Source organism: Haliea alexandrii (assembly GCF_003719295.1).
Lineage (GTDB): Bacteria > Pseudomonadota > Gammaproteobacteria > Pseudomonadales > Halieaceae > Haliea > Haliea alexandrii.
In genome coordinates, this window is record NZ_RFLW01000001.1 from 78,961 (window position 1) to 93,060 (window position 14,100).

The window sequence follows — 14,100 nt, forward strand, 5'->3', positions numbered from 1 at the left end:
GAAGTGCGGCCAAGGAACGAAAACGAACATACACGTGACGGGGAAAGCAATCAACCGAAGAGGCGCTTCAAGGTTCTGTGTAACGAGCAAGGAGACAATTAAACGCACTGACTCGCTTCGCATTCGATCATCAAATCCATCAGAACCCGACCAAATCCTCAGTAAATGATAAAGAGACTCTTTTTTTATCGATGAGCCTGCGTCTCCACATGCAGCCTGCTCAACCGAATCGCACTGATGCGCCAGCTGCCCTGCCACAGCACGTAGCGCTCGTGGTAATGACCGTAGCCGTGCAGGTAGCGAAACGGCAGCGCTGAGCCTGGGCCGGGCCAGAGTTTGTCCTCCATCGCCCAGATACCCGTTGCCTCGGTGGGTGACAGGACCTCGATTTCCGGCGAATGCCCGTGGTGCACGGTAATCACGTCCTGCAGCGCAGGTGCGAGCCCCGCAACGTATTCCGCGGCACCGCAGATAAGCTGGGAATCATCGCGCTGGCCGCTGGCGTCGCGCATATCAGCCACCAGGTCCGGCGTGAACACCGCCTCGTAGCCCGCCCAGTCCTTGCAGTCCAGGGTACGAAAATAGCGGCCCTTGAGCTGATGTACCGCGTGGACGATGAGCATCCGTTCAAGTTCTGTCATCATTTTTTTCTCCATTCACGCTGTGCCCGCAACAACCTCGCACTCGAGGTGACCTGATTATGCCCGGTGCTGCGCTCACATGGCACTGAACGCAGCGCAACGCTATGATGACCTACTCGCCTGCCAACAACCCAGGAACCCAAGGTCATGTCTCACCGCTTTCCGTACCCTCTGTGGCCCGGCGCCGCGTTCATGGCGCTGCTGTTGGCCCTCACCGCGTGCAGCAGTCAACCAACCTTCACCGTTGACTATGCCGATGACACAGACTTCAACAGCTTTCGCAGCTACCGCTGGTACGATGACATTCACGGCTCCGAGCTCGCCGGGTACCGGCAGTACAACAGTTCCGACAAGCGCGTACGCACCTATGTCGACCGCGAACTGAAAGCCCACGGCCTGCGCGAGAGCACCACGGAACGCGCCGACCTGTGGGTGAACTACCACATTTCCAAAGAGCAGCAGATGCGGATTGACAGTTTCAGCCGCTACCCGTCAGCGGGTATGCACGGCGGAGTGGGTGTGGGCACCTATGGCTCGGCGGTGAGCCTGGGCTACAGCTCCGGCCCGAGCGTCAGAACCTACAAGGAAGGCACAGTCGTGCTGGATATTATTGATCCGCGCAGCAGCAAGATCATCTGGCGCGGCATCGCCGAGGGCCGTCTGAAAGAGAACATGTCGATCAACGACAAGAACCGTGTGGCTTCCGAGGTTGCCAGCGAACTGCTGGCCGACTTCCCGCCGAGCCCTGCGCCCGCCCCATAACAGCGGGGGCACCTGCGCCATCACCACATGAGGTCGTCGGGTATCTCGTAGTCCTTGTACCAGTCCTGCTCCTCGGCGCTGAGGCCCGTAGCGTCCGCCTCGCTGCAGATAATCACTCGCGCGGCATCGCGTTCGGCAATTTTCTCGGCGATGGGGCGCGGCAGCATTTCGTACTGATCACCCTGTTTGACAATGGCGACGTTGCCCGCTGCCAGCTGCTTCTGATCCATACTGGTGACGTAGAGCTTCTTCACGCGGGTGCCATCGGTGAAATTGAAGCCCACATCACCCTTGCCACGCGGCAGTTTGTGGTTGGCGACCAGCTGCTTGATCTGCGCGTTGATCGCCTTGCGCGATGCCTCAGCATTACGCGCCTCGTTCAGCTCACGGTCGCGTTCAGCCTTGCTCGCCTGTGCCAGGCGTGCAGCCTCACGGGTTTCCTCTGCCGGGTCATGCCCACCACGGCGCGCCACATTGGCCTGCTTGCGCTTGTCCTTGGCCAAACGCTTGGCCTTGGCCGTATCCGCGAGGCCCGCCTGCAACAATTGATCCTGTAGTGAACCCGCCATCAGACCCGGCCTCCCACACCGCGACAACACCTGCTTGACCCCATCATGCTACTCATCCAGATCCTGCGCCGAATGGCGTTCGGGGTGGCGTTTCTCCTCGTCACCCCAGACGCGGTTCACCCGGCGCCCGCGCTGCACCGCGGGCCGCTCGGCAATGTCCCTGGCCCAGCGGTTAACGTGTACATAGGAGTCCACATCAAGAAACTCTTTCGATTCATACAGGTTGTCGAGCATCAGGCCGCCATACCAGGGCCAATTCGCCATGTCGGCGATGGTGTAGTGGTCGCCACAGAGGAAGCGCCGCTCAGCGAGGTTGCGGTCCAGCACGTCGAGCTGACGCTTCACCTCCATGGTGAAGCGGTTGATCGGGTATTCGAGTTTCTCCGGCGCATAGGCATAAAAATGGCCAAAACCACCGCCCAGGTAGGGCACACTGCCCATCTGCCAGAACAACCAGGAAAAGCATTCCGCACGAGGGCCGGCGTCTTCCGGCAGGAATTCGCCGAATTTCTCCGCCAGGTAGAGCAGTATCGCGCCGGACTCGAACACCCGCGTGGCCGGGTCGGTGCTGCAATCCAGCAGTGCGGGAATCTTGGAGTTGGGATTGACCTCGACAAAGCCGGAACCGAACTGATCGCCCTCAAGGATGTTGATCAACCAGGCATCATATTCCGCGCCCTGGTGACCCAGTGCCAGCAACTCCTCCAGTAACACCGTCACTTTCACACCGTTCGGCGTGGCAAGGGAGTAGAGCTGCAGCGGGTGTTCGCCGCGAGGCAGTGTGTGGTCGTGCGTGGCACCTGCGATGGGCCGATTGATATTGGCAAACCGGCCGCCATTGCCGGGCTCCCAGGTCCATACGTTGGGTGGCACGTACTCGTTTGACTCACTCATGCCTTACTGCTCCTGTGGTTGCTGCGCCGCGGCGGGAACCCGCAACGGGTGTTGATAGACGCCGGCGTTGCCGGTACTGCGCTGGGTAGCGGTGACCTGCAGCTCGAAATCGCCCGCACCGTGCAGGGTGAGCGTGCCGGAAAATTCGTTTTCGACCCCGGTGAATGCCAGGGCTTGCTGTGCCACAGGCTGACCCGCCTGCAACACCTGCAGCACCACGCTGAAATCACTGACCGGCCAGAGGCCGTCGCGGTCGAGAGGGCACCCGCAGAGCATGGTGACCTGGGCGGTAACGGTAAGCGCCTGCGCGGCGAGCTGGTAGTCGACCAGATCCACAATCAGCCCGGACATATGCAGAATCACCGGACGCTGCGCGCGATCTTCACCCGGCAACAGCCACAGGCTCAGTGCTGTCGATTGCGCGCTTTGTGCTACGCCCAAGGGCCCGGTCACGACAATCTCCACCCGGGTAGGCCGCGCAAGCGCCAGTTCGGCATTGAAGCTCGCCGGTTCGCCTGTTGTCACCGAATGCCCACGCACTTGCGGCTCTTGCATCAGGGCAGCGGTATCTCCGGTGCCGCCCTCCAGCGGACCGTGCGCCAGGACCTCGCCGGTTGCCGCCGCGCGCACCTGCACCTGCAGCCCGCCCACCTTGCTGCCGATAAACTTGGCATCGTCACTACGTACCAGCACTTTCAGTGGCGTAAGCACGCCATCTTCTGCTGCCCACGCCTGTGGCTGCAGGATCAGCAGCACCAGGCAGGCAAGCGCCTGCAATGTCACTGGCATGCGGTTTTTCATAGGCTCCTCCATGTGCGCTGCGCGCAGCGTTGCCGCCGTAGTCTAGCAGGCTCGCGGGAGTCCGTAACCGGCAGTTTCGCCTGACCAAGGGGGCCGGTGCTTGTCAAGCCCCCGGGGGCAGGCCCTATAATGCGCGGCTCTGTGACTAACGGGACCAGCACATGGGCCGCGCCTACCAGAACCGCAAAGACTCCATCGCCAAGACATCCGACGCCAAGGCCCGGGTGTACAGCAAGTACGCTCGGGAAATCTACGTCACCGGCAAATCCGGCGGCACCGACCCGGATGCCAACCTCGCGCTGCGCAGCCTGCTTGAGCGCGCACGCAAGGACCAGGTACCTGCGCATGTGATCGAAAAGGCGCTGGACAAGGCCACCGGGGGCGGCGGCGAAGACTTCTCGGTCGCCCGCTATGAGGGTTTCGGACCGGGTGGCACCATGGTGATTGTGGAATGCCTGACCGACAACCCGAACCGCACCTTCGGCGATGTGCGCCACTGCTTTACCAAAACCAAGTGCAAGCTGGGCACACCGGGTAGCGTGAGCCACCTGTTCGACCACAGCGCCATTCTGGTTTTCCCGGGGGATGACGAGGAAGCCGCCCTGGAGGCGCTAATGGATGCCGATGTGGACGTGACCGACATTGAGTGCGAGGAGGGACGCGTCAGCGCCTTCGTACCCCATACCGAGCACTTCAAGGCCCGCCAGGCGCTACTCGACGCCTTCAGCGAGCTGGAGTTTGAAGTCGACGAGGTACAGTTTGTCCCCCAGGCGTCGGTGGCACTTGAGGGCGAGGATGCGCAGGTCATGGAGCGCCTGCTGGATATGCTCAACTACCTGGACGATGTGCAGAACGTCTATCACAACGCCGCCTGAGCACGCTCACAGGGCGGCGCGCTGAGCCTCAATCCAGTCTTCGACCACGTCTTCCAGAATCGCAATCGCGACAGAGCCATTCCCGACTACAACGTCGTGGAAAGCGCGCAGATCAAAGTCATTACCCAGCGACTCCTGCGCCCGCGCCCGCAGCGCCTGAATGCGCAACTCGCCTATCTTGTACGCCGTGGCCTGGCCGGGCCAGGTTATATAGCGGTCCACTTCCGATACCACCTCTGCCTCTGACAGCGCGGAGTTTTCCAGCAGGTAGTCGATGGCCTGCTGGCGCGACCAGCCAAACGCGTGCAGGCCGGTATCGATGACCAGCCGGTTGGCGCGCCATATCTCATAGGTCAGGCGCCCGAAGTCACTGTGCGGGTTGGTGTAGAAGCCCATCTCCTTGCCCAGGCTTTCAGCGTATAAACCCCACCCCTCGCCGAACGCAGCGTGATACAGCGGGCGGCGGAATGCGGGCAAATCAAGCTCCAGCGCCAATGCCGACTGGTGGTGATGACCCGGCACGGCCTCGTGCAGGGTCAGCGCCTCCAGTGCGTACAAGGGCTGCGACTGAAAGCTGCTGGCATCGATGAAGTACACCCCGGCGGTGCGCCCGTCTGCGGGGCCACTGACGTAATAGGCACCGCGCCCCGGTGCATTGCGGATTTCATAGGTATTGCGTGCGAGGTGGCCGAAAAAGCGCGGCATCATGCCATCGGCGCGCTTGGCCACCAGGGCGGTTTTCTCCATCAGCTCCTGAGCGGAGCCAGCGTAGGATTCAGGGGCCGCGCGCAGTTGGTCGAGGAAGCCGCGGAAACTGCCCTCAAAGCCAGTGCGGGTGATGATCTCCGCCATTTCACTGCGGATACGCTCGGTTTCCCGCAGGCCCAGCTGGTGGATCTCCTCCGCGCTCAGGTCCGTCGTGGTGAAATAATTCAGAAGGTACGCATAGTAGGCGTCGCCACCCGGTACGCTGGTAATGCCCACCTGTTCACGACACGCCGGCAGATAGCGGTCGCGGTAAAAGGCAAGCAGTTCGCGGTAGGCGGGCAACACGGCGTTGGCGACAAGCGCCTTCCCGCGATCGCGCAAGCGTGCATGCTCGCTGTCCGGCACGGCATCGGGCAGCGCAATAAAGGGCGCGTACAGGCTGCTCTGCTCGGGGCTTGCCACCAGCAGCTCGGCAATGCTCGCCTCCACACCGCCCAGCGCACCGCAGTGCTGCGTGAACCCGCTGTTCACCCCGGCCTGCAGCGCGGCCATCTGCTCGCGGTTGTAGCGCGGGAAGTCGGCAAGACTGACCAGGTACTGTTCGTAGTCCGCAAGCGTCCCAAAGGGCATGTTCGCCGGCGCATTGGCGAAGTAACTGTGGTAACCGAACAGGCTGGTGATAGGGAACAGGTGGTCCTGGTAGCCGTAGCTCGCGCGTTCCGTCTCACGCTCGTAGCGGAACAGTCGCGCGCTGATGGCATCCTGGCCGGTGAGCGCGCCGGCATCAATTCCGTCCAGCCGCTCCAGCATCTCTGCATTGAACTGGCGACGCCGTTCGCGGCCCGCCGGGCTCAGGTCGGGTAATTTGCCTGCGGGGCGGAAAGCGTCCGGGTCGGTACGAAAGAACACCTGCTCCTGCGTCGCGCGCGCCCAGTAATCATCCAGCAGTGTGTGCAGTTGCTCGCGGGCCTCCGCCGTCCAGGCAAGCGGTGAAAAAAAAGCAACGGCAATGAGCAGGGCTCGGTGGCGCAATAAGCAGGGCATGGCAGTCTCCGGCAGGCAGGGTCGCGGCAGCGGCAGGATAGCAGCAGCCGGGACGAGAGGGTATTCAAGTGACCCGGGGGCGCTCACTGAAGCGTGCATCGCGGTAGGCCTCGGTGGCGAGAATGTGCCGCAACCGGTCAAGCGCATAGGCCACGTCAGAGAAGCTGTTGTACAGCGGTGCAAACCCGAAACGCACCACGTCCGGCTCACGGAAATCGACAATCACCCCGGCGGCAATCAGGGCCTGGGACACGCCCCAGGCCTGAGGGTGCGACAGCGCCACCTGACTGCCACGGCGCGCCGCATCCCGCGGCGTCAGCAGGCGCAGCACCCCACCGTGCAGTTCTTCCTGCAGGCCGTCGATGAAATAGCTGGAGAGCGCAAGCGACTTTGCGCGCAGGGCGGTCATCGACACACCCGCAAAACAGTCCAGAGCTGTGTCCAGGGCGGCCATACCGAGGATGCCCGGGGTCCCGGCAAGGTAGCACTGCACCCCCGCCGCGGGGCGATAACCCGGCTCAAAGGCAAAAGGCTGCGCATGTCCCAGCCAGCCACACAGCGGCTGCGCCACCTGGTTTTGATGACGCGATGCCAGGTAGACGAAGGCCGGCGCGCCCGGCCCGCCATTGAGGAACTTGTAGCCGCAGCCCACCGCCATATCCACCTGCCACGCATCCAGTTCAATCGGCAGCACACCGGCGCTATGGGCCAGGTCCCAGAGGACAAGGATGCCCCGGTCATGCGCCGCATGCGTCAGGGCCTGCATATCGAGCAGGCGTCCGTCGCGGAAATTCACCTGAGTGAGCATGACCACGGCGACATCCTCGTCCATGGCGCTGATCAACTGCTCCGGCGGCACATTGCGCACCGAGCAGCGCGCCGTACCGAGCAGGTCACTGATGCCCTGGGTGAGGTACAGATCGGTGGGGAAGTTGCCCTCTTCGCTGAGAATCACGGTGCGCCCGGGCCGCAACTGCAGCGCGGTGGTGAGCAGCTTGAACAGGTTGACCGAAATACTGTCGCAGCAAATTACCTGCCCGGGACCAGCGCCGAGCAGCCCGGCAATTTTTTCGCCAACGGCAACCGGCATCCCGATCCAGTCGTGGCGATTCCAGCTGCTGATGAGATCCTGGCCCCACTCGTCGCGAACTAACTGCGCCAGCCGCGCCGGTACGGCAGCCGGCAGCACACCGAGTGAGTTACCGTCGAGGTAGACGGTGTCTGCGGGCAGCTGAAAACGCCCGCGCAGATACCCCAAGGCATCGTCTGCATCCAGTGAGGTGGCGTCTTTCATGGTTGCTCCAGCACATCGTTCAGTGCCCGCACAAGCGCGGGGAAAGCGGCTGTACCCGGGTGAATCAGGTCGAAATGGCCCGCTCCCTCCACAACCCGCATGTCAGCTGCGGTGATCGCCCGTGCCTGCGTGAGAGGCACAATGGGGTCGGCACTGCCATGCAGCAGAATGGTCGCCTGCGGCAGGGTCAAGTCCCGCGGGGACGCGGCAGCATAATGCGCGGGCACCTGGTCGGGCTGTCCGCCGAGAAAGCGCACAGCGGCCTGCTGGCAGCTGTTATTGCCCGCTGCATAGTCGTGAAGGTCGGTGATGGCCGCAAGCCCGACGACCCCGCGCACCCGCAGGCCAGCCTCGCCATCGCCGGGTAACGCTGCACTCGCCCACAGCGCGAGCTGACCGCCCGCGGAGTGCCCGGCAAGCACCACGCGTTGCAGGTCCACATGGGCCGGGCGCAGTTCACGCAGCGCCTTAACCGCCACCAGCACATCCTCGGCACTGCCCGGCCAGCCGCCGCCGGGCTCACCCAGCCGCCGGTATTCAGGCGCCCATACCGCGAAACCCGCCGCGGCAAGCGCGCTGGCCAGCGGCGCGATATGTGCCACGTCGTACGCCTGCAGCCAGCAACCGCCGTGCACCAGAACCACCACCGGGGCCGGTTCATGGGCAACAGACGCCCGCCAGAACCGGGCGTACTGGCTCTGTGCCTCACCATAGGCAAACTGCCCACTGTGCGGTGCTGACGGTGTTGCCAGCACCTCGGCAAAGCCCACGGGCATGGCGACCTGCTCAGCGCTCGCAGTCGCTGCCAGCCAGGTCAGCGGGATATGCAGCAGAAGCGCCTGCAGGCGGCAACGCAGGCTCACGGGGCACAGCGATACAGGCCGGGATTACGTACCTGCATCACCCCGTTGGCCTGGTGCACAAAGCCCACGTTCATCCGCGTGGCCGTTGCCGGGACACTCACCGGGATACGTACCGTGAACCAGTCCGTCTGCCCCAGATGCGGCTCGTGCTCCAGGGTGCTCTCCAGCATCAGGCGGTCACCTCCCATCACCGGGTCAGGGTCGCCCCAGATAAGAATCTGCGCACCGCCGCCACGCTTGAAACCGTGGATAACCTCATGGGTATCCAGCGCCAGTTTCAGCTCCGCCTGAAACAGCAACTGCTCGCCTCGCAAGGGACGGGCTCTGGGGGCCTGGCTGAACTTGAACCACGGCTGGGTGGCAATTTTCTCGATCGTCAACACGCCGTCATCCACTTGCGTGGTGAAAGAGGGCTCGCCGGCGTGCTGTGAGCCGGACCAGGGGCGCCGGGAACCGCTTTCACCCTCACTGGCAAAACCCGGATTGCCCAGCAGGTTCTCGCTCATATCGCAGGCGCTCACCGCCGGGGCTGAGGCCTGGGGCACCGGCGCACCCGCCTGGCAGGCGGCCAGTAGCGCGGACAGCAGCGCAACAATGATTTTCATGACGGGTGAATCCTCTTGGTCGACGGGGTCAGGCACCGTATGCTATCCCAGAGCGGCTGAGGACTACAGGCCGCAACGATAACAAGACTGAGGAACCTCGGCATGCAAGCTTCACGCAAGGCTCAACTGCGAACACTTCTGGCAGCACTGTTGCTCACCACCCCGGCACTGGCGGATGACTGGTACCCCTCTCGCCACGGCGCGGATGACACTCTGGGCGCCATCAACTTCCTCTCACCGGAGATTGTCGTGGAGGCCGCGCGGCTGGTTACCACCGGTAAAACCTACGCCCTGGGCGTACCGACAGGGCCAAACTCACCCGCCTACGGGCCGCGCCGCTACGCCATGACAGTGCTGCAGCTGGATGACGGCCTGGGCACACCGATGGCATCGAATCGCATTACCTCCAACGACGACCTGCTGCAAACCTGGATGGGCATCGGCAGCCAGATCGATGGCCTCGGCCACCTCGGCATCGATCATCGCTACTACAACGGCAAGCACGCCAGCGAATTCGTCACGGTGACTGGCCTGACCACGTTCAGCATCGACCGCCTGCCTCCCATCGTCAGCCGCGGCGTCCTCTTGAACATGGCCGCGCACTTCAACCAACCCGTGCTGGATGCTGGCACTGTGTTCAACAGTGACGACATCAAGGCCGCCGCCAGCGCCCAGAATGTGCGCCTGAAACAGGGTGACGTGGTGCTGTTCCATACCGGCTGGCTGTCTATCGCCGACAGCGACCCGGCCCGATTCATGGCGGGCGAACCCGGCCTCGGTGAGGACGGCGCGCGCTACCTGGGAGAGCTTGGCGTGGTGGCGGTCGGGGCCGACACCTGGGGGCTCGACGCCCTGCCCGGCGACAAAGCCGATGAACTGTTCCCGGCACACCAGGAACTGCTCGCACGCCAGGGCGTTTACGTGCTGGAAAACATGGACACGCGCGCCCTGGTGGCGGACCAGGTGCAGGAGTTCCTGTTTGTGCTCGGGCAGCCGCGCTTTGTCGGTGCCGTACAAGCCATCATCAACCCGGTCGCTATTCGCTAACGAGACGCGAGAGATTGTCACGGAAATTGCGTAGCGTCATGCGCCTCCTGCCAAGGAACCCTTCACTGTGAATACATTCCGATCGCTGTTTTTTCCTGTCGTCATTGCTTTACTGGCTGGCTGCTCCGATGGCAGTGATAGGCCGCCACCGCCACCAGTGGCGCCCTCATCTCTGAGCATAGCGCCCACCGCCATCCCCGAGGGTGCGCCCGGGGAAATGAATGCGCTCCGCTTCCGGGTCAGCATGACCGAGGCTCAGCCGGCCCCCGTGCGTGTGCGTTACCGCACAGAGGCCGACAGCGCACAGCCCGATATCGACTTCCTGCCTGCCGACGGTGAAGTCACCCTCGAGCCGGGGACACTCAGCGCCGCTATCACCGTTGATGTGTTTGGCAACGCCGCTGACGAGCCGGCCAAGACGCTGCGCCTGGTTTACACCGTTGACGGCAACGCCGAAGCCACCGGGGAGGCGGCGCTGGGCACCATCGCCAACGACGATGCACAGTGCACAAGCCCGGCGCTGAAAGAACCCAATCCCTGGCGCGTGTTCGGCGCCGATCCGCTCAACTACGCGCACCGTGGCGGTGTTATCGACTTCCCCGAAAACACGCTGTATGCCTACGCCGAGGTGGCCACGATTGGCGCCGACGTGCTGGAAATGGACGTTTACCAGACCCTCGATAACGAACTGGTGATTCTGCACGACCTGAGCGTGGATCGCACGACCAATGGCCAGGGGCAGGTTGTGGACCTGACGCTGGCTGAGCTACGCGAGCTCGACGCCGCGTACTGGTTTGTGCCTGGCGCTGGCACACCGCGCGATCGGCCGGAGGCCGACTACGTGTTTCGCGGTATCGCCACCGGCGATCGCCCGCCACCCGCCGGATACAGTCGTGAAGATTTCCGTATCCCCACCCTGGAGGAGGCACTACAGCGCTTTGCGGGGAGTCTGCTGAACGTGGAATTGAAACCCGACCTGGACGGCATCGGCGACTACGAACAACAGATCGCAACCTTGCTGCTGCGCTACGGGCGCACAAGCGACATCATCGCGGCGTCATTCGTCGACGAAGCCGCCACGGCCTTCAAGCAGGCTGCGCCCTGCATCCCCACCTCCGTACCACTGGGCCAGGGCACTGGTCTGGTACTGGCCGCACAGGGGCCCGGCATAATCCCGCCGGTGCCGGAGCACGTTTCCTTCCAGGTGCCACCTGACACCAGCCAGATTACCGGCGACGGGCAGCTGCCCGACGGCTTTTTCCTGCAGGTTGTGAACGAGGATTTTGTTGCCGACGCACACGCCGCCAACCTGGCCGTTCAGGTGTGGACCATCAATGCCTGCGAAGACATGCTGCAGATGATGGCGCTGGGGGTCGATGCTATAATGACTGACCGTCCCGTGCTCCTGCAGTCCCTGCTGGACACACCACCTTCTGAACGCCGCTGCGACTGACGAGAACCCATTCCATGCACCGCCTCTCCTGGCTACCCGGCCTGCTGCTGTGGCTTTGCGCGGCGGCACCAAACGCTGCGGGCATCAGTCTGCCAGAACAGAACTTCTCGCCAGTGCAGGCGCAGCGCCTGAACATTGTGCTTATCACCGCGGACGACCTGGGCAAGTCTCTCGGCGCCTACGGCGATCCACTGGCGCAGACACCCAACCTGGACGCGCTGGCGGCCCAGGGTGTGGTCTTCGAGCGCGCCTGGGTCACGCAGGCATCCTGCAGTTCATCGCGGGCATCCATGCTCACCGGGCTCTATCCACACCAGCACGGACAGATCGGCCTGGCCGGTCAGCATGAAGAATTCCGCTTGCGACCAGGGCTCGCCACACTGCCCGGCTTGTTGCGCTCGGCGGGTTATTTCAACGGTATTATCGGCAAGCTTCACATCGACCCGCCCGCGGCGTTTCCGTTCGACCGGCGCTGGAACGACCAGAACGGCGCCATAGAAAGCCGCGATGTGCGCCGCGTCGCCCGGGTGGCGGGCGACTTTGTCCGCCAGCGAGGCACAAAGCCCTTTTTCCTCTACGTGAACTACTTCGATCCGCACCGCCCCTACGACAGCGAGGCAGACCAGTTCCTGGGGCTGCCCGTCGCCCCCTATACCGCCGAGGATGCTACCCCGCTGCCATTTCTGGGTATCGACAGCCCGCAGATTCGCAGCGAAGTCGCCTCCTACTACAACGGCATCAGCCGGCTGGATACCGGGGTGGGGTTGCTACTCCAGGAACTGAAGCGCGCGGGGGTGCTTAACCGCACCGTGGTGGTCTTTGTCAGCGACCACGGAGCGCCCTTCAGTCGCGCCAAAACCACTGCCTACGAGGCGGGCGTGGCCGTGCCGCTGTTCATTCACTGGCCGGGCACCAGCCGCGCGGGACTGCGCAGCGAGGCGCTGGTATCGACGGTGGACCTGATGCCCACCCTGTTGGAAGCTGCGCGGATAACCCCGCCGCGCACCGAAGGTCGCTCATTGCGCCCACTACTCGGCGGCACTACACCCGCGCAATGGCGCGGCGTATTGTTTGCAGAGTACAACGCGCACGCACCGGAGCATTTCTACCCACGGCGCGCCGTGCGCACGGCGCGTTACAAGTTGATCCACAACCTCGACAGCGCCTGCCGCAACCCCCTGAGTTATATCGGCAATACACGCCTGAGCCCTACGGTGCGCCCGGCACCCGGCTGGAACCCGACCTACCGCAACCTGTTCCACCCGCCGGAATTCGAACTCTATGACCTGCACAACGATCCGTTCGAAACCAGCAACCTGGCGCAGAAACCGTCTCAGGCGCAGCGCCTGGGCAATATGCAGGCGGCGCTGATGCAGTGGCGCCAGCGCACCGGCGACCCGCTGCTCAACCCGGGGGAAATTGCCCGCCTGAAGAGTGCACTGGGCGTCGGTTGCGTCAGTCGTCGCTGACCCGCACCACCAGCTTGCCCCTGTTGCCGCCGTCGAACAGCAGGTTGACCACCTCGGGGGCCTGCTCCAGGCCATCGATCACGGTTTCCTGATGCTTCAGGCGGCCCTCGAGGTACCACGTTGCCAGCTCTTGCGTAGCGGCTGGGAAACGGTCCATGAAGTCAGAGACAATGAAGCCACGCACTTCAATACGACGCATGAGGATGGATGAGAAATCCGCGCGCATCGGTTCGCCGCTGTTGTAGCCGGAGATCATGCCACACAGGGGCATGCGCCCGAACAGGTTCATCCGCGCCATCACCGCTTCCATGATCTCGCCCCCCACGTTCTCGAAATTGACGTCGATACCGTCCGGAGTGGCTGCCGCCAGCTGTTCACGCCAGTCGCTGGCTTTGTAATCCACCGCCGCGTCGAAACCGAGTTCATCCAGCAGATAGCGGCACTTCTCTTCGCCGCCGGCAATCCCGACAGCGCGGCAGCCGCGAATCTTCGCGATCTGCCCGACCACCGAACCGACCGCACCGGCAGCGGCGGACACCAACACTGTCTCTCCGACCTGGGGACGGCCCAACTCCAGTAAGCCGAAGTACGCAGTCAGCCCGGTCATACCGCAGGCACCGAGCATCGCCGACAGCGGAATGGGCAGGTTGGCGGGCAGTACCGCCATGGCATTCTCCCCCTCATCAGCCAGGCAATAGTCCTGCCAGCCAGTCAGGCCCATGACATGATCGCCCACCTGATAGCGGTCGGACTCGGACTTCACCACCACACCAATGCCGCCACCGCGCATCACTTCACCAATGGCAACCGGCGGCATGTACTGGTCCATGTCACTCATCCAGATACGGTTGGTCGGATCCAGACTGAGGTATTGCACCCGCACCAGTGCCTGCCCCGGGCCCGGTTCAGGCGCGGGTTGGGTGGCAAAATCGAAATGGCTGCGCTCAATGCGGCCAGTGGGGCGCGCCTTGAGGCGGAATTGGCGGTTCTCGGGAACAGTCATCGGGGGTCTCCGTTATCAACTCGAACGCCCCGGCAGGAACGCAGGGGAGCAGGCGAAGCTGCACAGTAACAG

At 63.4% G+C, this 14,100-nt stretch carries 14 protein-coding genes; 5 read left to right on the top strand and 9 right to left on the bottom strand.

Annotated features, from left to right (window positions below):
• Positions 1 to 185: 185 nt before the first annotated feature.
• Positions 186 to 644 (bottom strand): nuclear transport factor 2 family protein, encoded by a 459-nt coding sequence (locus EGJ68_RS00375; RefSeq protein WP_199227885.1) that lies wholly within the window; start codon positions 642 to 644, stop codon positions 186 to 188.
• 144 nt (positions 645 to 788) lie between these two features.
• Between EGJ68_RS00375 and EGJ68_RS00380 the strand changes: the two genes are divergently transcribed.
• Positions 789 to 1,403, top strand: a complete 615-nt coding sequence (locus EGJ68_RS00380; protein ID WP_123032607.1) for a DUF4136 domain-containing protein — start codon at positions 789 to 791, stop codon at positions 1,401 to 1,403.
• Between the two features lie 20 nt (positions 1,404 to 1,423).
• Here EGJ68_RS00380 and EGJ68_RS00385 read toward each other — a convergent pair whose 3' ends face one another.
• The 3 genes from EGJ68_RS00385 to EGJ68_RS00395 are packed head-to-tail and all read right to left on the bottom strand — an operon-like array spanning position 1,424 to position 3,667.
• Positions 1,424 to 1,972 carry a DUF2058 domain-containing protein gene (locus tag EGJ68_RS00385; protein ID WP_123032608.1) on the bottom strand — a complete coding sequence of 183 codons (549 nt, stop codon included), beginning with the start codon at positions 1,970 to 1,972 and terminating at the stop codon, positions 1,424 to 1,426.
• Between the two features lie 48 nt (positions 1,973 to 2,020).
• Positions 2,021 to 2,866: a glutathione-dependent disulfide-bond oxidoreductase gene (gene yghU, locus EGJ68_RS00390; RefSeq protein ID WP_123032609.1), complete on the bottom strand. Its 846-nt coding sequence runs from the start codon at positions 2,864 to 2,866 to the stop codon at positions 2,021 to 2,023.
• A 3-nt stretch (positions 2,867 to 2,869) separates the two neighbouring features.
• Positions 2,870 to 3,667 carry a hypothetical protein gene (locus tag EGJ68_RS00395; RefSeq protein WP_123032610.1) on the bottom strand — a complete coding sequence of 266 codons (798 nt, stop codon included), beginning with the start codon at positions 3,665 to 3,667 and terminating at the stop codon, positions 2,870 to 2,872.
• Positions 3,668 to 3,828: 161 nt separating this feature from the next.
• Between EGJ68_RS00395 and EGJ68_RS00400 the strand changes: the two genes are divergently transcribed.
• Entirely contained in the window at positions 3,829 to 4,542 is a 714-nt protein-coding gene (locus EGJ68_RS00400) for a YebC/PmpR family DNA-binding transcriptional regulator (RefSeq protein WP_123032611.1), read from the top strand.
• A 6-nt stretch (positions 4,543 to 4,548) separates the two neighbouring features.
• Here the strand turns inward: EGJ68_RS00400 and EGJ68_RS00405 are convergent, their stop codons facing one another.
• The 4 genes from EGJ68_RS00405 to EGJ68_RS00420 all read right to left on the bottom strand — a co-directional run bounded on the left by EGJ68_RS00405 (position 4,549) and on the right by EGJ68_RS00420 (position 9,056).
• Positions 4,549 to 6,294, bottom strand: coding sequence for a DUF885 domain-containing protein (locus tag EGJ68_RS00405; protein WP_158283435.1), 1,746 nt, complete (start codon positions 6,292 to 6,294; stop codon positions 4,549 to 4,551).
• Between the two features lie 64 nt (positions 6,295 to 6,358).
• A complete protein-coding gene (gene kynU / locus EGJ68_RS00410) occupies positions 6,359 to 7,588 on the bottom strand; it encodes a kynureninase (protein WP_123032613.1) in 1,230 nt (409 codons plus the stop codon).
• A complete protein-coding gene (locus EGJ68_RS00415) occupies positions 7,585 to 8,451 on the bottom strand; it encodes an alpha/beta hydrolase family protein (RefSeq protein WP_123032614.1) in 867 nt (288 codons plus the stop codon). The genes kynU and EGJ68_RS00415 overlap by 4 nt, the downstream gene beginning before the upstream one ends.
• Positions 8,448 to 9,056 (bottom strand): hypothetical protein, encoded by a 609-nt coding sequence (locus EGJ68_RS00420; protein WP_123032615.1) that lies wholly within the window; start codon positions 9,054 to 9,056, stop codon positions 8,448 to 8,450. The genes EGJ68_RS00415 and EGJ68_RS00420 overlap by 4 nt, the downstream gene beginning before the upstream one ends.
• Positions 9,057 to 9,158: 102 nt before the next feature.
• On the opposite strand from EGJ68_RS00420, the gene EGJ68_RS00425 reads away from it, so the two are divergent.
• From EGJ68_RS00425 to EGJ68_RS00435, 3 genes are all read left to right on the top strand, one after another.
• Positions 9,159 to 10,103: a cyclase family protein gene (locus EGJ68_RS00425; RefSeq protein WP_123032616.1), complete on the top strand. Its 945-nt coding sequence runs from the start codon at positions 9,159 to 9,161 to the stop codon at positions 10,101 to 10,103.
• Positions 10,104 to 10,170: 67 nt separating this feature from the next.
• On the top strand, positions 10,171 to 11,556 hold the full coding sequence (locus EGJ68_RS00430) for a glycerophosphodiester phosphodiesterase family protein (protein WP_158283436.1): 1,386 nt from the start codon (positions 10,171 to 10,173) through the stop codon (positions 11,554 to 11,556).
• Positions 11,557 to 11,570: 14 nt separating this feature from the next.
• A complete protein-coding gene (locus EGJ68_RS00435) occupies positions 11,571 to 13,025 on the top strand; it encodes a sulfatase family protein (RefSeq protein WP_123032618.1) in 1,455 nt (484 codons plus the stop codon).
• Here EGJ68_RS00435 and EGJ68_RS00440 read toward each other — a convergent pair.
• Positions 13,012 to 14,028 (bottom strand): NADP-dependent oxidoreductase, encoded by a 1,017-nt coding sequence (locus tag EGJ68_RS00440; RefSeq protein ID WP_123032619.1) that lies wholly within the window; start codon positions 14,026 to 14,028, stop codon positions 13,012 to 13,014. The two genes, EGJ68_RS00435 and EGJ68_RS00440, sit on opposite strands and share 14 nt — an antisense overlap.
• Positions 14,029 to 14,100 lie beyond the last annotated feature (72 nt).

Excerpts from the sequence above, each read along its gene's own strand:
- EGJ68_RS00375 (WP_199227885.1), bottom strand. The coding sequence starts at position 644 with ATGATGACAGAACTTGAACGGATGCTCATCGTCCACGCGGTACATCAG.
- EGJ68_RS00380 (WP_123032607.1), top strand. The coding sequence starts at position 789 with ATGTCTCACCGCTTTCCGTACCCTCTGTGGCCCGGCGCCGCGTTCATG.
- EGJ68_RS00385 (WP_123032608.1), bottom strand. The coding sequence starts at position 1,972 with ATGGCGGGTTCACTACAGGATCAATTGTTGCAGGCGGGCCTCGCGGAT.
- yghU (WP_123032609.1), bottom strand. The coding sequence starts at position 2,866 with ATGAGTGAGTCAAACGAGTACGTGCCACCCAACGTATGGACCTGGGAG.
- EGJ68_RS00395 (WP_123032610.1), bottom strand. The coding sequence starts at position 3,667 with ATGAAAAACCGCATGCCAGTGACATTGCAGGCGCTTGCCTGCCTGGTG.
- EGJ68_RS00400 (WP_123032611.1), top strand. The coding sequence starts at position 3,829 with ATGGGCCGCGCCTACCAGAACCGCAAAGACTCCATCGCCAAGACATCC.
- EGJ68_RS00405 (WP_158283435.1), bottom strand. The coding sequence starts at position 6,294 with ATGCCCTGCTTATTGCGCCACCGAGCCCTGCTCATTGCCGTTGCTTTT.
- kynU (WP_123032613.1), bottom strand. The coding sequence starts at position 7,588 with ATGAAAGACGCCACCTCACTGGATGCAGACGATGCCTTGGGGTATCTG.
- EGJ68_RS00420 (WP_123032615.1), bottom strand. The coding sequence starts at position 9,056 with ATGAAAATCATTGTTGCGCTGCTGTCCGCGCTACTGGCCGCCTGCCAG.
- EGJ68_RS00425 (WP_123032616.1), top strand. The coding sequence starts at position 9,159 with ATGCAAGCTTCACGCAAGGCTCAACTGCGAACACTTCTGGCAGCACTG.
- EGJ68_RS00435 (WP_123032618.1), top strand. The coding sequence starts at position 11,571 with ATGCACCGCCTCTCCTGGCTACCCGGCCTGCTGCTGTGGCTTTGCGCG.
- EGJ68_RS00440 (WP_123032619.1), bottom strand. The coding sequence starts at position 14,028 with ATGACTGTTCCCGAGAACCGCCAATTCCGCCTCAAGGCGCGCCCCACT.